At 72.5% G+C, this 18,714-nt stretch carries 20 protein-coding genes; 13 read left to right on the top strand and 7 right to left on the bottom strand.

The annotated features are described in order from the left end of the window. The first annotated feature begins 227 nt into the window (after window positions 1-227). On the top strand, window positions 228-755 hold the full coding sequence (locus ACH0A8_RS13220; RefSeq protein ID WP_251155592.1) for a GNAT family N-acetyltransferase: 528 nt from the start codon (window positions 228-230) through the stop codon (window positions 753-755). Window positions 756-803: 48 nt separating this feature from the next. On the opposite strand, the gene ACH0A8_RS13215 is transcribed toward ACH0A8_RS13220, so the two are convergent. After that, a complete protein-coding gene (locus ACH0A8_RS13215) occupies window positions 804-1,079 on the bottom strand; it encodes a hypothetical protein (RefSeq protein WP_209684843.1) in 276 nt (91 codons plus the stop codon). Window positions 1,080-1,195: 116 nt separating this feature from the next. Between ACH0A8_RS13215 and ACH0A8_RS13210 the strand changes: the two genes are divergently transcribed. The 5 genes from ACH0A8_RS13210 to ACH0A8_RS13190 all read left to right on the top strand — a co-directional run bounded on the left by ACH0A8_RS13210 (window position 1,196) and on the right by ACH0A8_RS13190 (window position 5,136). Next, on the top strand, window positions 1,196-1,882 hold the full coding sequence (locus ACH0A8_RS13210) for a hypothetical protein (protein ID WP_066657291.1): 687 nt from the start codon (window positions 1,196-1,198) through the stop codon (window positions 1,880-1,882). Window positions 1,883-2,149: 267 nt separating this feature from the next. Continuing rightward, complete coding sequence (locus ACH0A8_RS13205) at window positions 2,150-2,971, top strand: hypothetical protein (RefSeq protein WP_406907348.1); 822 nt, start codon at window positions 2,150-2,152, stop codon at window positions 2,969-2,971. Next, window positions 2,956-3,183: a hypothetical protein gene (locus ACH0A8_RS13200; RefSeq protein WP_311205609.1), complete on the top strand. Its 228-nt coding sequence runs from the start codon at window positions 2,956-2,958 to the stop codon at window positions 3,181-3,183. The genes ACH0A8_RS13205 and ACH0A8_RS13200 overlap by 16 nt, the downstream gene beginning before the upstream one ends. A gap of 60 nt (window positions 3,184-3,243) precedes the next feature. Further along, complete coding sequence (locus ACH0A8_RS13195) at window positions 3,244-4,689, top strand: NAD(P)/FAD-dependent oxidoreductase (protein ID WP_066657289.1); 1,446 nt, start codon at window positions 3,244-3,246, stop codon at window positions 4,687-4,689. 3 nt (window positions 4,690-4,692) lie between these two features. Then, window positions 4,693-5,136: an SRPBCC family protein gene (locus tag ACH0A8_RS13190; protein ID WP_406907347.1), complete on the top strand. Its 444-nt coding sequence runs from the start codon at window positions 4,693-4,695 to the stop codon at window positions 5,134-5,136. Between the two features lie 56 nt (window positions 5,137-5,192). On the opposite strand, the gene ACH0A8_RS13185 is transcribed toward ACH0A8_RS13190, so the two are convergent. Continuing rightward, window positions 5,193-6,011: a shikimate 5-dehydrogenase gene (locus tag ACH0A8_RS13185; RefSeq protein ID WP_406907346.1), complete on the bottom strand. Its 819-nt coding sequence runs from the start codon at window positions 6,009-6,011 to the stop codon at window positions 5,193-5,195. An 87-nt stretch (window positions 6,012-6,098) separates the two neighbouring features. Between ACH0A8_RS13185 and ACH0A8_RS13180 the strand changes: the two genes are divergently transcribed. After that, window positions 6,099-7,472, top strand: coding sequence for an L-serine ammonia-lyase (locus ACH0A8_RS13180; protein ID WP_406907345.1), 1,374 nt, complete (start codon window positions 6,099-6,101; stop codon window positions 7,470-7,472). 55 nt (window positions 7,473-7,527) lie between these two features. Here the strand turns inward: ACH0A8_RS13180 and ACH0A8_RS13175 are convergent, their stop codons facing one another. Continuing rightward, window positions 7,528-7,749 carry a hypothetical protein gene (locus ACH0A8_RS13175; protein WP_066657269.1) on the bottom strand — a complete coding sequence of 74 codons (222 nt, stop codon included), beginning with the start codon at window positions 7,747-7,749 and terminating at the stop codon, window positions 7,528-7,530. Window positions 7,750-7,851: 102 nt separating this feature from the next. Between ACH0A8_RS13175 and ACH0A8_RS13170 the strand changes: the two genes are divergently transcribed. The 5 genes from ACH0A8_RS13170 (at window position 7,852) to ACH0A8_RS13150 (ending at window position 12,903) form a co-directional block, all read left to right on the top strand. Then, on the top strand, window positions 7,852-8,100 hold the full coding sequence (locus ACH0A8_RS13170) for a hypothetical protein (protein ID WP_245172042.1): 249 nt from the start codon (window positions 7,852-7,854) through the stop codon (window positions 8,098-8,100). A 101-nt stretch (window positions 8,101-8,201) separates the two neighbouring features. Then, complete coding sequence (locus tag ACH0A8_RS13165; RefSeq protein ID WP_066657263.1) at window positions 8,202-9,887, top strand: bifunctional 3'-5' exonuclease/DNA polymerase; 1,686 nt, start codon at window positions 8,202-8,204, stop codon at window positions 9,885-9,887. 138 nt (window positions 9,888-10,025) lie between these two features. After that, window positions 10,026-10,910, top strand: coding sequence for a phosphatase PAP2 family protein (locus tag ACH0A8_RS13160; protein WP_400340101.1), 885 nt, complete (start codon window positions 10,026-10,028; stop codon window positions 10,908-10,910). A 10-nt stretch (window positions 10,911-10,920) separates the two neighbouring features. Then, a complete protein-coding gene (locus ACH0A8_RS13155; RefSeq protein ID WP_406907344.1) occupies window positions 10,921-12,633 on the top strand; it encodes a serine/threonine-protein kinase in 1,713 nt (570 codons plus the stop codon). Window positions 12,634-12,711: 78 nt separating this feature from the next. Further along, entirely contained in the window at window positions 12,712-12,903 is a 192-nt protein-coding gene (locus ACH0A8_RS13150) for a hypothetical protein (RefSeq protein WP_406907343.1), read from the top strand. Window positions 12,904-13,031: 128 nt separating this feature from the next. On the opposite strand, the gene ACH0A8_RS13145 is transcribed toward ACH0A8_RS13150, so the two are convergent. Genes ACH0A8_RS13145 through ACH0A8_RS13135 form a run of 3 tightly spaced genes read right to left on the bottom strand, consistent with a single transcriptional unit; the run spans window position 13,032 to window position 16,977 of the window. Beyond that, window positions 13,032-14,894 (bottom strand): methyltransferase domain-containing protein, encoded by a 1,863-nt coding sequence (locus ACH0A8_RS13145; RefSeq protein WP_406907342.1) that lies wholly within the window; start codon window positions 14,892-14,894, stop codon window positions 13,032-13,034. Next, a complete protein-coding gene (locus ACH0A8_RS13140; protein ID WP_406907341.1) occupies window positions 14,891-15,793 on the bottom strand; it encodes a hypothetical protein in 903 nt (300 codons plus the stop codon). The genes ACH0A8_RS13145 and ACH0A8_RS13140 overlap by 4 nt, the downstream gene beginning before the upstream one ends. Continuing rightward, window positions 15,790-16,977, bottom strand: coding sequence for an ABC transporter ATP-binding protein (locus tag ACH0A8_RS13135; protein ID WP_406907355.1), 1,188 nt, complete (start codon window positions 16,975-16,977; stop codon window positions 15,790-15,792). Before ACH0A8_RS13135 ends, ACH0A8_RS13140 begins: the two co-directional genes overlap by 4 nt. A 232-nt stretch (window positions 16,978-17,209) precedes the next feature. On the opposite strand from ACH0A8_RS13135, the gene ACH0A8_RS13130 reads away from it, so the two are divergent. After that, window positions 17,210-17,413: a hypothetical protein gene (locus tag ACH0A8_RS13130; protein WP_066657251.1), complete on the top strand. Its 204-nt coding sequence runs from the start codon at window positions 17,210-17,212 to the stop codon at window positions 17,411-17,413. Window positions 17,414-17,637: 224 nt separating this feature from the next. Here ACH0A8_RS13130 and ACH0A8_RS13125 read toward each other — a convergent pair whose 3' ends face one another. Beyond that, window positions 17,638-18,576 (bottom strand): aldo/keto reductase family oxidoreductase, encoded by a 939-nt coding sequence (locus tag ACH0A8_RS13125; protein ID WP_209684849.1) that lies wholly within the window; start codon window positions 18,574-18,576, stop codon window positions 17,638-17,640. Window positions 18,577-18,714: the final 138 nt, after the last annotated feature.

Here is an 18,714-nt window from a genome sequence, read left to right as displayed (position 1 = left end):
ACTCGGCCGTCCGGGCGAACCGGGTGACCTGTCGGACGGGAGGCGCGGTGCCGGTGGGCACCGCGCCTCCCGTCGTCCGCGGGGTCGCGTCGCTGCTCGCGAGCTCCGGACGGGCTGCATCGCGTGGCCGCGTGGCCGCGTGGCCGCGTGTCCGCGTGTCCGCGTGTCTGCGTGTCCGCGCGGCCGGCTCCGGACGGCGCGCACGCCGCGTGCATAGTCTCGGACACGTGGCGGCTTCGGGACGGGACCTCGGCGACGGGTGCACGCTCACGCTGCGCGACCTGAGCACCGTCGACGCCGTCCACGACCTGGTGCAGGCCAACCTCGCACGCCTCCGGGCCGCGGAACCGTGGGCCTGGGCGCCGGTCTCCCGGGACTCGCTCGTCCTGCACACGGAGCAGCTGCTCGGGCAGTACGCGATGGACCGGGCGGTGCCGTGCGTCGTCCGGGTGGACGGGAGCATCGTCGGCTCGGTGTCGCTCGCGCTCGACCCGTACCTGGGCCAGGCGTCGCTCGGCTACTGGATCGACGAGCGGTACGAGGGGCGCGGCATCGTCCGACGGGCCGCTTCTGCACTGCTCGAGGTCGCGCGCGAGCGGGGGAGTGCCCGGGTGGAGGTCCGCACCGGCGTCGACAACGTCCGGAGCCGGGCGCTGGCCGAGCGGCTCGGGTTCGTGCACGAGGGGACGCTGCGCAGCGCGCTCCCGCTCGGGCCCCGACGGGTCGACGTGGCGGTGTACGGGCTGTTGACCTGACGGTCCTCGGCGGCGCTCCGCCGGGCCCCCGGCGAGACGAACGCTGCGTCAGCGGCCCTGGGACACGCCCGCCCACACGGCGAACGCGCCGCCGAGCAGGAGCAGCACGCCGACCACGATCCAGACCGCCAGCGCGACGAGGTTGAGGAGGATGCCCCACCCCGCTCGGCCACGGGCCATCGGCTCACGACTGCGGGAGGCGATCCCGAGGCACAGGCCGACGACGGGGGCGAAGAAGGTCCACCCGGCGAGCAGCGAGCAGACCCCGAGCACGAGGCTCGCGGTGCCGAGGCCGGTCCGAGGGGTGTGCTGCACGGTGGTCATTTACCCGACGCTACGGGGTCCTGCTGCCGCGGCGCGTCCCCCGGTGGTGTGACCGCGGGTCCTCCCGGGGACGGACCTCCTGCGGACGGACGGCCGCACGCCGGTATCGTCGGAGCATGGCCCTGTTCGGACGACGCCCCAGGAACGACGTTCGCGACCGCCCGGTCAGCCAGGTGGAGCTGAAGCGGGCCGTCGACGAGGGCTTCCTCATCGCCAGGGCCGCCGTCACCGTCGCGGTGGCGAACCGGATCATCACGAACGCCCTCCGCGACCAGGGGTACTTCGACCACGCCGTCATCGCCGAGGCCACCCGCGAGGAACTGCACCGCATGGCCGAGGAGCAGCGCGGGGACGCCGCCCGCATGCGGGAGATCCGGTCCACGTCGAGCAACAAGCGGGGGCGCTCGCAGCACCAGCACGACTACAAGCGCGGCGACGACCTGAAGCTCCGCACGCGCGAGGCCACCTACGAGCAGCTCGCCGCCATGCTCGACCGGCGGCGCGACGACCAGGGCTTCGTCGACCGCATCGTGCTGCAGGCCCGTGCCCGGGCGTGGGACGACATCGGCACGACCGTCGTCGGACGTCTCGGGTGGGCGCAGCGCCCGACCGAGGACTACGAGATCGGCCGCGACGAACGTCTGCAGCAGATGCTCGACGAGGACTTCGCGGCGCTGCTCGCGGAGCACCCGGCGGGTGCCGAGGCCCCGGTCGCGACGCCGGCCGATGCGGACGAGCCCGACGAGGGCGACGCCGCCGAGGACGGTACGGATCCCGCCGACGCGGACACCGCACGCCCCTGACGACGGGAGTGCAGGACTGGTACTTGATGTACCACCGAGGTTCGTCTACGGTAGAGGTGTAACGCCCCAGGACCATTCGGCACCGCCGGACTCCTGGGGCGATCGACGTCCTGGGGGGTTGTGATGTCCTTCGAGCAAGAAGGGGAGAGCGGCTGGCTCCACCCGGAGCGTGCGCTCCGTCCGTTCGAACCGGATCGCCCCGACCGCGGCGAGACGGGGGCCGCGCCCATCGATGAGCGCCCGTGGGGTACGAAGAGTCTCCGTCGAGTGGGTGAGAACATCCGCTCGGGTGCTGCGCTCAACTCGGGGGATCCGACCTACGAAGAAGTCATGCTCTGGTACAACGACCTGGCGACATGGGTGCAGTCAGAGATCGAACTCCTGGACTGGCAGCCACTCCTGCAGGACGCACGACCCAGCCTGGTCTCGCGACCGAAGACGATCGACACCTTGCGACAGAAACTCCAGCGCCATCCGACGCTCGACATCGGCTCGGTCCAGGACATCGCGGGGGTGCGGTTCGAAGCCGAGATGACGCTCGACCAGCAGGACGCTGTGGCAAAGGCTGTAGCCCTTCACTTCGACCACGACCCGGATGATCCTGCATGCGTCCGGGATCTGCGCGCAGCGCCGCACAGCGGGTACCGAGCAGTGCACGTCTGGCTCCGCTTCGAGAAGAGAGGGCGGGTCGAGGTCCAGATCCGGACCCACGTGCAAGGCGCTTGGGCGAACCTGTTCGAGCGAGCTGCCGACGTACTCGGACGAGACATCCGGTACGGGGGGAAGCCTGAAGGGGTGGCAGAGCGTCGCTTCGTCGAGGACATGATCCGCCTGTCGGAGCGTGGTCTCACGGCGTTGGAGCGAGCTCGCAATCAGGTTGCTCGCGAGCAGCTGATGATCGATGATGGGGCGCGGGGGATCGTGTCGATGCAGCAACCGTTCGAACGCCGTGACGGCGTGACCATCCCACAGGCGTGGAGTAGCATCCGTGCCACCGAAGTCCGCGTCCTCGAGGAGTTCGAGAAGATCAAGGTCGGGCTGGTGAGCCACGGCGATGAGACAGAAGGTGATCGATGGCCGGCTACGTGATCGAGTTCAACCGACGCGACGGCTCGCGTCGCGTCACCGAGTTCCCGGGAGTCACCGGCTCGCGTGAAGCACTTCTGCGTCGCCTGGAGCTGGAGCGTCTCCGCGAGGATTCCGACGTCGAGATCGTCTCCCTGAACGGTCCGTCGCTGCAGCAGGTGCAGGAGACCCATTCTCGGTACTTCCTCGGCGAGGAACTCTCGAACGCAAGCTGAGGTCTCACCCACGCCCGCCCCTGACCGCCCGCGGGGGCGCGGGTCCCTAGGCTCGGGCACATGGTTGATGCGGTGGTCGTCGGTGCCGGACCGAACGGACTCGCGGCGGCGGTGACGCTCGCGCGGGCCGGGCTGTCGGTCGAGGTCGTCGAGCGGAACGACACGATCGGCGGTGGCGCCCGCACGGCACAGCTCACGCTGCCCGGGTTCCACCACGACGTCTGCTCCGCGGTGCACCCCATGGCGCTGCAGTCCGAGTTCTTCCGGCTCTTCCGCATGGAGGACCGCATCGAGCTCCGGCTGCCCGAGGTGCAGTACGGCCACCCCCTGGACCGTGGCCGCGCCGGCATCGCCTACCGCGACCTCGAGCGCACCGCCGAGGGCCTGGGCATCGACGGCCGCGCCTTCCGCAACCTGATGGCACCCCTGTCCGGCAGCGCCGACCAGGTCGCGGACTTCGCCACCGACGCGTTGCTGCACGTCCCGCGACACCCGCTCACCGTCCTGCGGTTCGGTCTCCGCGCCCTCGAGCAGGGCAGCGCCGCCTGGAACGCCCGGTTCCGCGACGAGGTCGCACCGGCGATGGTCTCCGGCGTCGCGGCGCACTCGATCCAGCACATGCCGTCCCTGTCGACCGCCGCGGCCGCGCTGTCGCTCGGCTCCTACGCCCACGCCCGCGGGTGGCCCGTGCCGATCGGGGGCAGCCAGGCGATCGTCGACGCGCTCGCCGCCGACCTCGTCGCCCACGGCGGCACCATCGAGACCGGGCGCGAGGTCCGGTCCCTCGCCGACCTGACCCCGGCGAAGGCCGTCCTCTTCGACACGAGCGTCCCGGGCATGCTGCACATCGCCGGGAAGCAGATCCCCACCCCGAAGCGCGGGGCGCTGCGCCGCTTCCGGTTCGGCAACGCGGCGGCGAAGGTCGACTTCGCGCTGTCCGACCCGGTGCCGTGGACGAACACCGAGCTGCGGAAGGCCGGTACCGTGCACATCGGCGGCACCCGTGCGGAGATCGCCGAGGCCGAGCACGCCGTGGCGCAGGGTCGGCACGCCGAACGCCCGTACGTCCTCGGGAGCGAGCCGACCGTGGTCGACCCGAGCCGGGCCCCGCGCGGCAAGCACGTCTTCTGGGCGTACGCACACGTGCCCGCGGGCTCCGACGTCGACCCGACCGACGCGATCGTCCGGCAGGTCGAGCGTTTCGCGCCCGGGTTCCGCGACACCGTCCTGCAGTCGAGCAGCCGCACGGCCGTCCAGATGGGCGAGTACAACCCGAACTACGTCGGCGGCGACATCGCCGCCGGGGCCGCGAGCTTCTGGCAGCTCGTCAAGCGGCCCGTCCTGTCGTCCGATCCGTGGCGGATGGGCGGCGGCATGTACCTGTGCTCGGAGGCGTCCGCGCCCGGCCCGGGTGTGCACGGCATGGCGGGCTGGCACGCGGCCCGCAGCGCCCTGCGGCACACCTTCGGCCTGTCCGAGCACGTCGACCTCGCACCGGAGGACTGAACCATGGCGAAGAACGTCCGCATCGTGCACTGCAGCCCGGAGGCCGTCTTCGACGTGCTCCGGGACGGCTGGCTCTACCCGACCTGGGTGGTCGGCGCCTCGCGCATGCGCGGTCAGGACCCGGGGTGGCCCGCCGTCGGTACGGAGCTGCACCACTCGTTCGGCATCTGGCCGTTCCTGATCAACGACACGACGATCTCGCTCGAGGTCGACGAGCCCCGGCGGCTCGTCATCCAGGCGAAGGGCTGGCCGGTCGGCGAGGCCCGGGTCGAGCTCGAGGTGGAACCGCACCCGCGGGGGAGCCGGGTGACGCTCCGCGAGAACCCCGTCCGGGGTCCCGGATCGCTCGTTCCCGGGTTCATCGCGCAGCCCGGCATCTGGATCCGCAACAACGAGAGCATCCGGCGGCTCCGCTGGGTCGCGGAGGGGCGCGCGGGCGCCCAGTAGACGGTCTGGAGGCTCGTGGCGGCACCGCCACGAGCCTCCCTACCGTCATCCGGTCACTACTCCGCGCGACTGAACTCGCTCGCTCGACGCACCTGGTCGTCCGTCAGGGCGACGCCCGTGTACCGCTCGAACTGGCGGGCTGCCTGCAGTGCGATGACCTCGGCGCCGGTGATCACGCGCGCACCCGCGGCGCGACCGGCGTGGACCAGCGGGGTCTCGGCGGGGAACGCGACCACGTCGAAGACGATCGACGCGGCCTCGACACGGTCCTGCGCGAAGGCGAGGGCGTCCTCGTCCGCACCGCGCATGCCGAGCGGGGTGACGTTGACCAGGACGTCGGCCTCGGGCGCCTCCTGCTCGCTCGCGACCCAGTCGAAGCCGTACTGCTCGGCCAGGGCAGGACCGGTCTCCGCGTTGCGCGCGACGACGGTGAGCTGCTCGAAGCCCGCACCGCGGAACGCCGCCGTGACCGCCTTGGCCATCCCGCCGGAGCCACGGAGCACCACGCGGGCCGTCGGGTCGACGTCGTGCGTGCGGAGCAGGGACGCGACGGCTTCGTAGTCGGTGTTCGAGGCGGTGAGCACACCGTCGTCGTTCACCACGGTGTTGATCGACCGGATGGCGGCCGCGGACTCCTCGACCACGTCGACGAGGGGGATGATCGCCTCCTTGAAGGGCATCGACACCGAGCAGCCCCGGATGCCGAGCGCGCGGATCCCGGTGACCGCGCCGGGCAGGTCGGTCGTGGTGAACGCCTTGTAGACGAAGTCCAGCCCGAGCTCGTCGTAGAGGAAGTTGTGGAAGCGCGTGCCGATGTTGCTCGGTCGGGCCGCGAGCGAGATGCAGACCTGCATGTCCTTGTGGAGGATGGGCATGGCACGAGTCTCCCACGCCCGTGCCGATGGAGCGGTCCACTCCCGGTACCCGACAGCAGTGCCGTCCGGACGGGTTAGTGTGGCGGGATGCCGGTCTCCGTCTTCGATCTGTTCAGCGTCGGGATCGGCCCGTCGAGTTCCCACACCGTCGGGCCCATGCGTGCCGGCGCGGCCTTCGCGGCCGGGCTCGCCGACGCCCCCGTGACCGGGCTCGACGTCCACCTGTACGGCTCGCTCGCCTCGACCGGGCAGGGACACGGCACGCTCGGTGCGGTGCTCGCCGGGCTGATGGGCTCCGACCCCGAGACGGTCGACCCGGACGCGATGGCAGCGTCCCTGGACGACCTCGAACACACCGGTGTGCTGCGGCTCGCGGGCGGAGCGACGGTGCCGTTCCGCCAGGCCGACATCGTGCTGCACCCGCTCACCATGCTGCCCCGCCACCCGAACGCGATGCGGCTGCGGGCGACCGGTGCCTCGGGGGCGGTCCTCGCCGAGGAGACCTACTACTCGATCGGTGGCGGGTTCATCACGAGCGACACCGAGGGTGCCGTGGCCGAGGCCGCGATCCCCGTCGACGACGCCGTCCCGCACCCGTTCTCGAGCGGCGCCGAACTCCTCGCCGCGTGCGCCGCGACCGGCCTGCCCGTCAGCGGCATCGCGATGGCGAACGAGACCGCGACACGGACCGGTGCCGAGGTCCGCGCCGGACTCCTGCACGTGCACGACGTCATGCGCGCGAGCGTCGACCGCAGCATCCGCCGCACCGGCACGCTGCCCGGCGGGCTGACGGTCCGGCGTCGCGCGGCGAACTGGCACGAGCAGCTCACCCGCGACGACCCGCACCACGACCCGCTCTTCGCGATGGAGTGGGTGAACCTCACCGCGATGGCGGTCAACGAGGAGAACGCCACGGGTGGCCGGGTCGTCACCGCCCCCACGAACGGTGCTGCCGGGATCATCCCCGCGGTGCTGTACTACGCCCTGACCTACGTCTCCGAGGTCCTCCCGGAGGACCGCGACGACGCCGTGGTCCGCTTCCTGCTCACGGCCGGGGCGATCGGCTCGATCTACAAGGAGCGGGCGTCGATCTCGGGCGCCGAGGTCGGCTGCCAGGGCGAGGTCGGCTCCGCCGCGTCGATGGCGGCGGCCGGGTTGGCCGAGATCCTCGGTGGGACCCCCGAACAGGTCGAGAACGCCGCCGAGATCGCGATGGAGCACAACCTCGGGCTGACCTGCGACCCGATCGGCGGCCTCGTGCAGATCCCCTGCATCGAGCGGAACGCGATCGCGGCGAACAAGGCGATCAACGCGGCCCGGATGGCGCTGCGCGGGGACGGTGTGCACCACGTGTCCCTCGACCAGGTCGTCGAGACGATGCGGCAGACCGGTGCGGACATGTCGACGAAGTACAAGGAGACCGCGATGGGCGGACTGGCGGTCAACGTCCCCCTCTGCTGAGCGGCCGCAGCGCGCTGCGTCGTGGCGACGGCCCCGGCACGACCGCCCGGGCCGGTCAGTGGACCTGCATCTCCAGCGGGATCGCGCGCGGTGCGACGTGGTGCTGACCGTCGTCGGTGCGGACGATGAGTGCGGGACGCCCCGGGGTGTCGAGGACGTCCACCGCCGTCCCGGCGACGAGTCGCCCGCGATCGCGGTAGCGGACCACCGCGTGGATCGGGACGTCGTCGGCGGGGACCGGTCGCCACCGTGGTGCTCGTGCGCGCTCCGTCTCCATCACTCCACCATGGCGTCTGTCCGATTCGCGCACCAAATCGCTGAACGCTGCTCACGTGCACTGCCGGGAGGCGCTCCGGCCGCCGCGGGTACGGTCGGACGCATGAGCGACACGGACCACGACCACCTCGGCGACGGCGTCGACATGTCCTTCGAGGAACGCCGACAGGACACCCTCCGCAGGATGTCCGGGTCGGACGAGCACGACGCCGACCCGCGCGTCGAGGTCTCCCGCGCCGAGGACGGGGACGTGCGCATCGACGTCGCGGACTCCGCGGCCGTCCGCCCCGGGGACGCCGACGGCACCGACCCTCGGACCGACGCGACGCAGGACCCCCACCCCGCCGACTGAGCCCTCCCTCGCACGACGCGACCCCGGCGACACCTCGCACCGCGGTACCGCTGCGAGCACCCGCCGACGGTGCGTCCCGCGGGAAGGAGGATGATCGTCGGGTGCACCTCGTCCTCCACCGCGTCGACGGCGGCGTCACCGCGACGCCCCTGACCGACGCGGGGGAGCCGGCCGGCGAGCCGACGCGCCTGGACGAGCCGGGCCTCCCGGCCTTCGTCGCCGCGCACGACGCACCCGACGTGCGCTGGGTCTGGGACGACACCGCCCGCTGGTACCCGGCCGTCCTGGCGGCCGGAGGACGCGTCGGCCGCTGCGTCGACCTCCGCCTGTGCCGTCGCATCCTGCGCGGCGCGCTCGCCGCGCGGGGGACGGCCCTCGCGACGGCACCACCCGACACGTGGGACGACCCCGGCCAGGAGGCCCGCCCCACCCGCCCGACGCAGGCCCGCCTGTTCGACGACGCGCTCTTCACCGTCGCACCGGCCGACGACGCAGCCGATCCGGTCGCCGAGTTCCGCCGCCAGCTCGACGCGGTCGCCACGTCGACGACGCCGGGCGCACTGCGCCTGCTCACCACCGCCGAGTCGGCGGGAGCCCTCGTCGCGGCCGAGATCCTGTCCGCGGGTCTGCCCTGGCGTCCGGACGTGCACGAGCGCCTGCTCGAGGAGGAACTCGGCCCCCGGGTACCCGCCGGGGTGCGGCCGCGCCGGCTCGAGGAGCTCGCGGGGGAGATCCGCGCACACCTCGGCGACCCCGCACTCAACCCCGACTCGCCCGCCGACGTCCTGCGGTCGCTCCGGGCCGTCGGCCTGATGGTGACGTCGACGCGCAAGTGGGAGCTGCAGGAGCTCGAGCACCCGGTCATCGCGCCGCTGCTCGAGTACAAGCGCCTGTCCCGCCTGCTCACCGCGAACGGCTGGGCATGGCTCGACGAGTGGGTGCAGGACGGGCGCTTCCACCCGAAGTACGTCGTCGGCGGGGTCGTCACCGGGCGCTGGGCGGCGGACGGCGGCGGTGCCATGCAGCTGCCGAGGACGGTCCGCAGTGCGGTGGTCGCCGACGACGGCTGGGCCTTCGTGGTGGCGGACGCGGCGCAGCTCGAACCGCGGGTGCTCGCGGCGATGGCCGGCGACCGGGCGATGGCGACCGCGGGCGACGGGCGGGACCTGTACGACGGGGTGGTCGCCTCGGGCGCGGTCGAGACGCGGCAGCAGGCGAAGGGCGCGATGCTCGGCGCGATGTACGGCGCGACCCAGGGGGACGCTGGACGGCTCGTCCCGCGGCTGGCGAGGGCGTTCCCGGCGGCGCTGGGGCTCGTCGACCGGGCGGCCCGGGCGGGCGAGCGCGGCGAGCCCGTGACGACGCTGCTCGGCCGGACGTCGCCCGTCCCCGACGAGGCCTGGTTCGCCGCGCGCAACCGCGCCTGGTCGGTGGACGGCACGCCGGCGCAGCAGCGGGCGGTCGAGGGGCGTGCCCGCAGCTGGGGGCGCTTCACGCGGAACTTCGTGGTGCAGGGCACCGCGGCCGAGTGGGCACTGGCGTGGATGGGATCGCTCCGGACCCGGCTCGCGACCCGGTTCCCCGGCCCGCTGACGGCCGGGCCGCACCTGGTGTTCTTCGTGCACGACGAGATCGTGGTGCACACGCCCGTCGAGCACGCCGCGTTCGTGGCGGAGCAGGTCCGGGCCGCGGCGGTCGACGCCGGACGGCTGCTCTTCCGGGACTTCCCGGTGGTCTTCCCCCTGACGGTGTCGACGGTGCGCGACTACGGGGCAGCGAAGGACTGAGCCGGGCCGGCGCGTGCGGGTGCTCGCCCGCCGTGAGGACTGCGTCCGGGCCGGTACGGGCGGGTGCTCGCCCGCGGTGAGGACTGCGTCCGGGCAGGCGCGTGCGCGCTCGCAGCCTGGGACGGGCAGGGTGGGTCGATGGAGCGACACCACGACGAGGACCCCTCGGCTGCTGGTCGGGTCGACCGTGCGGAGCAGGCGGCGGTCGTCGAGGACCGGCGCGTCGGCGACCTCGACCTCACGACGTGGCGGTCCCGGGCCGGCCACACGGTCGCCGAGGGCTGGGCGGCACTCGGCCGTCGCTACGGCGCCCTCCCCCTGCTCGTCCTGACGCTGGCAGTCGGTGTCGGCATCGCCGCGACCGCGACCTGGGCGGCATCGGAGGTGTACGACGCCGTGCGGGCGTCCGACGACGTCGCGGTGCTCGACCGCCCCGTCCTCGACTGGATGCTCACCCTGCGCTCGCCGTTCGCCGACCAGGCGGTCACGTGGTGGACCGACATCGCCGGGACGATCGGGATGCCGATCGTCGCGGTCTGCTTCCTGATCGGCTTCACGGTGCAGCGCCGCGCCTGGACCCCGCTCGTGCTGCTCGTCGCGGCGAGCGGCGGCTCGCTCCTCATGACCATCGCAGGCAAGGACCTGATCGGCCGTGCCCGACCGCCGCTGTCCGACGCGGTGCCGCCGTACGAGCACTCGCCGTCGTTCCCGTCCGGCCACACGCTCAACGCCACGGTCGTCGTCGGCACGATCGTGTACCTGCTCATCCTGCGGCAGTCACGCACGGTCACCCGGGTGTGGACGATCGTCGTCGGCACGCTCTTCGTGCTGTCGATCGGCGTCTCGCGGGTGTTCCTGGGCCACCACTGGACGACGGACGTGCTCGCCGCGTGGGCCCTCGGTCTTGCGTGGCTGGCGCTCGTGATCACGGCGCACCGGCTGTACCTGACCGCCCTCCACCGGGGTGCCGACCCGGTCGTGCGCGGCCGCGGACCGGCACGCCCGGTCAGGTCGTCACGGTAGGTTCACCCGCATGGAAGAACGGGTCTTCGGCGGCAGGTACCGCGTCACCGGCACGCTCGGTCACGGCGGCATGGCCTCCGTCTACCGCGCCGTCGACGAGCAGCTCGGCCGCGAGGTGGCCGTCAAGGTCTTCCGGATCGGCGCGGTCGACCACGGCGAACGTGCGCGCGCCGAGGCCGAGATGCACACGCTGGCCGCGCTCCGCAGCCCCTCGCTCGTCACGCTCTACGACGCCGCACTCGACGACGGCAACGGCGACTCGTACCTCGTGATGGAGCTCGTCCCCGGCAGCGACCTGGACACCCGGCTGCGCGAGGGCCCGCTCGACACCACGACGACCGCGCGCACGGGCGCCCAGGTCGCGGAGGGACTCGCCGCCGTGCACGCGCAGGGCATCGTGCACCGCGACGTGAAGCCCGCGAACGTGCTGCTCGAGAGCGACGGCCAGCACGTCAAGCTCGCCGACTTCGGCATCGCGCTGCTCCGGGACGCCGCCCGCGTGACCGGGACCGGCACCGTCATCGGCACCGCCGCCTACATCTCACCGGAGCAGGTCCTCGGGCGCGAGGTCACCGGTCAGGCCGACGTCTACGCCCTCGGGCTCGTCCTGCTGCAGTGCCTGACGGGTGAACGACCGTTCCCCGGCACCGCCGTCGAGTCCGCCACCGCGCGGCTCACGCGGGGCCCCGACATCGACCAGCACCTTCCCACCGCGTGGCGGACGCTGCTGCACGTGATGACGGCGCAGGACCCGGCCGAGCGCCCGACCGCGGCCGAGGCGGCCCGACGTCTCCGTGCGCTCGAACGCGACGGGACGGCACCGGCGACCCAGCTGCTCCCGGGCGGACCCGGCACGCTCACCCGTGCTGCCGGCGGAGCGGCCGGTGCCGGAGCCGGTCTCGCCGGTGCCGCGCTCGGTGCCGGGGGACCGGACGCAGCCCACGCCGACCAGGCCACCCAGGCCGTGCCGGGCGCTGCGGACGGCGACCAGGCCACGCGGGCGATGCCGACCGCCGGCGGTGCCGACGCCGCGACCCGGGCGTACGACCGGACGGGCGCGCAGGACGACGTCGCGACGACGGTCCTCGGTGCCCAGCGGGGCGCCGGTGGAGCGGGCGCCGCCGCTGCTGCAGGCGGTGGTGCGGTGGCCGGTGGTGCCGCGTCGCGAGGAGCCGGTGGTCCAGCGGGGGCTGCCGGACGGGGCGGTCCCGGTACGGACGGACCGAAGCGACGGCGTGCGGGGATCATCACCGCGGTGGTCGTCGGGATCCTCGTCCTCGCGGGGATCGGCGTCGCGCTGATCGCGCTGGGCGGAGGAGACGACTCGACGCCTGCGCCGACCGACTCCAGCGAGCCCTCGTCGCCGACGGAGAAGCAGACGAGCGAGCCGGAGCAGCAGCCCAGCCAGGAGGAGCAGCAGCCGAGCGAACCCGCGCAGGAGCCGAGCGAGCCGGCGCAGGAGCCCAGTCAGGAGCAGCAGCCGAGCGAGCCCGCGCAGGAGCCGAGCCAGCCCGCCGACGACCCGAGCGTCGGCCCCCAACCGGGCGGTCCGGCGTCCAACCCCGTCGAGGCCCCGCAGGGCGGCGCGGGCAACAACGGCAACGGCAACGGTCCCGGGAGCAACAGCGGCAAGGGCAAGGGATCCGGTGCGGCGGACACGACGGTCGACACCACCGTCGGGTCGCTCACCCAGGGGCCGGCGACGGGCCCCGGCCGCGGCTGACGCGGTCGCTGCCGACCCCGGCGCGGTGGACGGACAGCGTCGAGCCGACGCCCACCGTCGCGGGAGCACGCTCGGAGCATGTCGATGAGCACACCGTTCGATCCGCAGCAGCCCGGCGCCGACCTCCCCGTGGACGGGAGCGGCCAGCCCGAGATCGAGGTCGAGGAGGACCGCGGCGCCGACGTCGGCCCTGACTCGGTCGACCCGAGCACCTCGCCGGCACCGCACCAGGACGAGGACGAGGCCGGCGGCGGCCCGGTCGCCCGGTGACCCGAGACGGCTGACCGATCTCGCCCTGACGGCCCGCAGGGGGACGACGGACGACCCGCTGACGACCGCTGACGCGACGACGGGCTGCCCCCGGACGATCCAGGGGCAGCCCGTCGTGGTGCTGCGGCTCAGACGCCGCCGCGCCGGAGCCAGCGGGTCGACCGCCACGAGCGCGACCGCAGCACCGCGTCGATCGCGTCGCGCAGGATCTGCTCGTCGGTGGCCGGGTCGACGAAGGCCGACGCCCGCACGGGGCCGCTCGTCCCGCGGAGGCGCGAGACGGCCCGGAGCGGAGCGCTCACGCGCCACGACCGCGACTCCAGCAGGGAGATGAGCCGCTGCGCCAGGGCGAAGCGCTCACCGTGGTCGACGGACGACTCCTGCGCCACGGGTGCGGGGAGCGGAGCCGGCTGCTCGGCGAGCTTCACCAGCTCGCGGATGCGCCGCGTCTCGCCGGCCGGCAGCAGGATCGGCAGGGCGTCGATCTTGCGGTCGACGGAGTACTGGTTCAGCAGCCACTCCGCGATGTCGTGGTCGGTGCGCGAGCCGTCCTGCGACACCCACGTGTGGTATATCGCGGTGAGCTGCAGGGAGTCCGCGACACCGACGAGCGACGCGGCACGGAGCAGGTAGTCCCAGTCCTCGGTCGTGGTCAGCGACTCGTCGAAGCGCAGTCCGAGGTTCGTGAAGAGCCCGCGCGGGAACGCCGCCGTCATGAACGGCGTCTGGTTCAGCACGAGGTGCTTCACCATCGAGAACTCGGCGTCGTAGGGCCGGGTGATCGGCCCCTCGGTACGGACGCCCCAGTGGCCGCTCGTGCTGACGACGTCGGCCGCCTGCAGGGACCCGACGCTGCGGAGCACCATCCCCGGGTGCTTGCGGTGTACGTCCCGGAAGGCCGAGACCCAGTGCGCGAAGACCAGGTCGTCGTCGTCCAGGGCCACGACGTACTGCCCGGTCGCCAGTCGGAAGCCCTCGTTGAGGAGCGTGGCGCGCGAGCCGTGGTCGACCTTGACGAAGCGGGTGCGGCCGGCGATCGACGGCGGCTGGCGTTCGATCAACCGCTCGAGCACGATCTGCGTCGCGACGTCGACGTGGTGGCCGATGATGAGCACCTCGAAGTCCTGGTCCGTCTGGCCCGCCAGGCAGGAGAACACCTCGGCGAGCTGCTGCGGACGACGCCCCTGCGTCCGGATCACGACCGTGAGGAACGGGTCGTCCTCGGTCGACGTCCGGGTGACCGCGGCGGCGGGGACCGGCCCGGGCAGGCAGGCCCAGACGAACTGGTTCACGCGGGCGTTCGGCGCGGCCTGGTCACGCAGCGCGTTCATCCACTGGTTGACGGTGGTGCCACGCATGAGCGCCGGGTGGTCGAGCGGGAAGTGCTGGTCGCTCTTGCTCAGCAGGAAGTCCTCGCGGTCCGTGCGGTGCAGACCGGCGGCACGGAGCGTGCGCTCGAGCTCGGGCTCGCTGTAGAGGTGGACGTGGGTGTCGTCGAGCAGCCCGGTGTCGGTGTACTCCCATGCGCCGAACGCCAGCTTGAACCCGACGTCGCGGTGGGTGTTGTTCGGCACGCTGAGCACGAGCGGAGCGCTGTGGTCGCGGAGGAACGTCGACACCTCGGCGAGCACGGCCCGTCCGGCGGGCAGGTGCTCGAGCCCGTCGAGCATGGTGACCCCGAGCACGCGGCGGTCGCCGACGACGTCGCGCAGCAGTACGCGCACCGCCTCGGGATCGCCGACGTCGCCCACGTGGGCCTCGAAGCCGCCCTCGCGCAGCGCCGTCACGGCGTCCGCGTCGACGTCGACCCCGACGTACGTCGCGCCGAGCTGGTCCTCGACCGCCGCGGCGATGGCCCCGTAGCCACAGGCGAGGTCGAGGACGACCGCCGGCTCGCTCGACGTGACCACGGAGCGTCGCAGGAGGCGGAGGACGGCCCCGTAGGTGTTCTCCTCGGAGTAGGCGTTGTCGTAGCGTGCCTCGTCGTTCACAGTCCGTACCGGTGTTCCGCGTAGTTGCCGCCGGTGAATTCGGCGGTCGTGTGGTCGGGGTCGTGGCGGTCCGCGAGCAGACCGGCGTCGCGCCGCCGCCGGTACTCGGCGCACGCACGCGTGGCCTCCGGCTCCGGGTTCGCGTCGAAGAACCGCAGGATGTCCTCGCTGATGTCGGGCCGGGACCACTTGTCGGCGAGCAGCAGGGCGGACTCCACGGAGTAGTACCGTTCGGCGGACGTCGGCTCGAGGACGCCGCTCGTCGACCCGATGCGCTTGTCGTGGAACGCGAGGGCTGCGGGGACGATCGCCACGCCGAAGCCGCGCTCCCGGATGCGCCAGGACAGGTCGACGTCGTCGCAGTACATGAAGAACGACTCGTGGTCGTACCCGCCGAGCTCGTCGAAGAGCGCGGAGCGGACCATGCAGAAGGCCCCGGCGACCCACGAGGTGATGCCGCTCCGGACGTCGTAGTCCTTGGGGTGCTCGAGGGGGAGCTGCTTCGCCTCGACCGCGCCGATCGTGGTGTCGTCCATGCGCTCGACCAACTGGCTGAGCGTGTCCCCGGTGATGATCACGTCGGGGTTCGCCATGATGCGCAGCTCGGAGTCGTCCTCGGCCGCGAGGCGGTTCTGCGCGCCGCCGTGCCCGAGGTTCTCGCCGAAGGACACGTAGTCGAGCGAGGCGAGGTTCGGCGTCGCCCGGCGCCAGCGCTCGAGCAGGGCCGGGTCGACGGTCGCCGCCGGTGAGCAGTCGCCGTAGCGCACGCGGACCCCGGCGACGCGGTCGTCGAACCGTGCCCAGCGTGCGGCGTTGTCGAGGCTCTCGAGTGCGCGCTCCACCCGCTCCGTGTCGGAGTGGTAGAGCACCGACTGGATGGTCACCATCGGTCGGGTCATGCGGTGTGGTCCTCGCTGATCAGGGTCGGGATGCGGTGGGTGCCGAGGTGGGTCGGGTCGTCCTCCATGACGAACCGGGCGGCGTCGCGTCGGAGGGCGATGTACTCACCGCGCTCGTCCGACAGGAAGGCGTGCACGAAGTGCGGTCCGTTCCCGAACACGACGGCGTCCAGGTCGAACCTGACCGTCGCGGAGCCGTCGAGCGGCGAGAGGACCTTCTCCACGCGACCCGTGTCGGTGCCGTACACGAGGTTGCCGAGCGAGTTCTCGATGAGGAACCCGGCGTTCCAGCGGTCGAGCGGCGTCGCGTGCTCGTAGCGGACCGTGATGCGCAGCGGGTCTCCCGGGCGGACGATCTCCTGCGGCTCGCGTCCTGGGACGCGGACGTCGACGTCCGTGACCCTGCCCGGCGTGGGGTCCTGGTCGGGGTCCTCGGCCTCGGCCTCGGCGAGTCGGCGGCCCTCGAGGATCTCGCGGAAGTTCTGCACCGCCTCGCGGGCGGGCCCGTGGTACTTGACCTCGCCGTGGTGGAGGACGACCGCGGTGTCGCAGAGTTCCTGGACCTGGCCGAGCGAGTGCGACACGAGCACGATCGTGCGGCCCTGCGCCTGGAACTCCTTGATCTTGTCGATGCACTTCTTCTGGAACTGCTCGTCGCCGACGGCCAGCACCTCGTCCACCAGCAGCACGTCGGGGTCGGTGTTGATCGCGACGGCGAAGGCGAGCCGGACGTACATGCCCGACGAGTAGAACTTCACCTGCGTGTCGATGAAGTCACCGATGCCGGAGAACTGGAGGATCGCCTCGAACCGGGCGTCGACCTCGTCGCGGGGGATGCCGAGCACCGACGCGTTCAGGTAGACGTTCTCGCGGCCGGTCAGGTCGGGGTGCATCCCGGCGCCGAGCTCGATGAGGGCGGCGAGGCGACCGCGGCGCTCGACGACGCCGGTCGTGGGCTCGAGGATGCCGCCGATCATCTTCAGCAGCGTCGACTTGCCGGAACCGTTCGGTCCGATGAGGCCGACCGTGCTGCCGGCCGGGATCTCGAGGTCGACCCCCTGGAGCGCCCAGAAGTCCTCGCTGTGCCGGCGGCCTGCACGGCCGAAGGTGACCACCCGCTCCTTGAGCGAGTTGTCCTTGCGGATCGTGAACCGCTTCGACACGTCCCGCACGGAGACGACCACGGGTGCGCCGGGGCCGCCCCTGACCTCCTCGGACCGTCCGCGGAGTCCTGCTGCTCGGCTGCCCTGCCGCTCGTCCAATCAGGACTCCTCTGTGTTGCGTTCCGAAACCGAGGAGGATCGTAATGCGGATACGATGAAATGTCAGGCGTGTCCCCCGCTCTGGGGAGGGGGTGCCGGTGCCGCCGACGGCGCTCACGGCGTCCTGTCGGTCGGGGACGGCAAGCTCGTGCGCATGTCGTTCGCGAACGCGTGGGACCCGTCGAAGGGTCGCGCCATCCCAGAGGACCAGGTCACCGAGGACGGACTCGAGCTCGACGAGGACACCGCCGCCGAGCTCGGCATCTCGTTCGACGTCGTCGGCGGCGCGTCGGCCGACCCGTCACGGGTCTCACCCGTCGACGTGCGGGTGCCGAGCGCCCCGACCACCGACGACTGACCGGCCGCCCGCTCCCGACCGAGCCGAGCCGAGCCGAGCCGAGCAGCCTGGGGGCACGACGTGCGTCAGCACAACGGGGAGCACGCGACACCACGGACTTCCGTGGCGCGACGTGCTCCCCGTTGTGCCGAGCCCGGCACGGTCAGGGCCCAGCCCCGGAGCCCGGCACGGTCAGGGCCGACCCCCAGAGCCCCGGAACGGTCAGGCCCAGCCCCGCAGCACGGTCAGGGGACGGTGTGCCCCGCCGCCGTCAGGACGCGGTACCACTCCTCGCGCGAGAGCCGGACGTCGGAACCCGCGGCCGAGTCCCGCACCCGCTGCGGGTTCGTCGTGCCCAGGACGACCTGGAAGTGCGCGGGGTGTCGGGTGATCCACGCGACCGCGATCCCCGTCGGGGTGACGCCGTGTGCCGAGGCGAGCTCCTCGAGCACGTCGTTGAGCTCGGCGTACTGCTCGCGGTCGCCGAGGAAGACGCCGTCGAAGAAGCCCTTCTGGAACGGCGACCAGGCCTGCAGCGTGACGTCGTTCAGGCGGGCGTGGTTGAGGATGTCGTTGTCGCGGTCGATCGACTGGTCGAGCCCGGCCATGTTCGCCGTCAGGCCCTGCGTGATCACGTTGGCGTGCGTGATGCTCAGCTGCACCTGGTTGAACGCGAGCGGCTGCCGCACCGACCGCTTCAGCAGCTCGACCTGACCGGGGGTGTGGTTCGAGACACCGAAGTGGTGCACCTTGCCGGCGGCGTGCAGCTCGTCGAACGCCCGGGCGACCTCCTCGGGCTCGACGAGGGCGTCGGGACGGTGCAGGAGCAGCACGTCCACGTAGTCGGTCCGCAGCGCCTCGAGGGACTCGTGCACGGACTCGATGATGTGCTCGTACGAGAAGTCGAAGTACGCGCCGTCCGGCGTCGGGCGGATGCCGACCTTGGTCTGCAGCTGGATGTCGGCGCGCTCGGACGGCGACAGGGTGACGGCGGAACCGAAGCGCTGCTCGCACCCGTGCCAGACGCCGTACACGGCGGCGTGGTCGAACATCGTGACGCCGGCGTCGCGCGAGGCGGTGTACAGCTCGCGGATGTCCTCGTCGCTCATGTCGTTGATCCGCATGAGGCCGACGACGACGTCGGACGCGGTGAGGTCGGTCTGTGGCAACTCCAGTGTCTTCACGCGCTCGATCCTGCCAGCAGCTCGCCGTGCGCAGAGAGGCCCTGCCGGTGCCCGTCGGGCCGCGCCCGGCAGTCACGCCCGATGCGACCGGGTGACGGACGGGAGGCGCGGTGCCGGACCGGCACCGCGCCTCCCGTC

The sequence above is a fragment of the Curtobacterium sp. 179-B 9B NHS genome, from assembly GCF_045370965.1.
In the GTDB taxonomy this organism is placed as follows: Bacteria; Actinomycetota; Actinomycetes; order Actinomycetales; family Microbacteriaceae; genus Curtobacterium.
The sequence above is the reverse complement of the archived record's forward strand: the minus strand, read 5'-3'. Positions and strand labels throughout refer to the sequence as shown.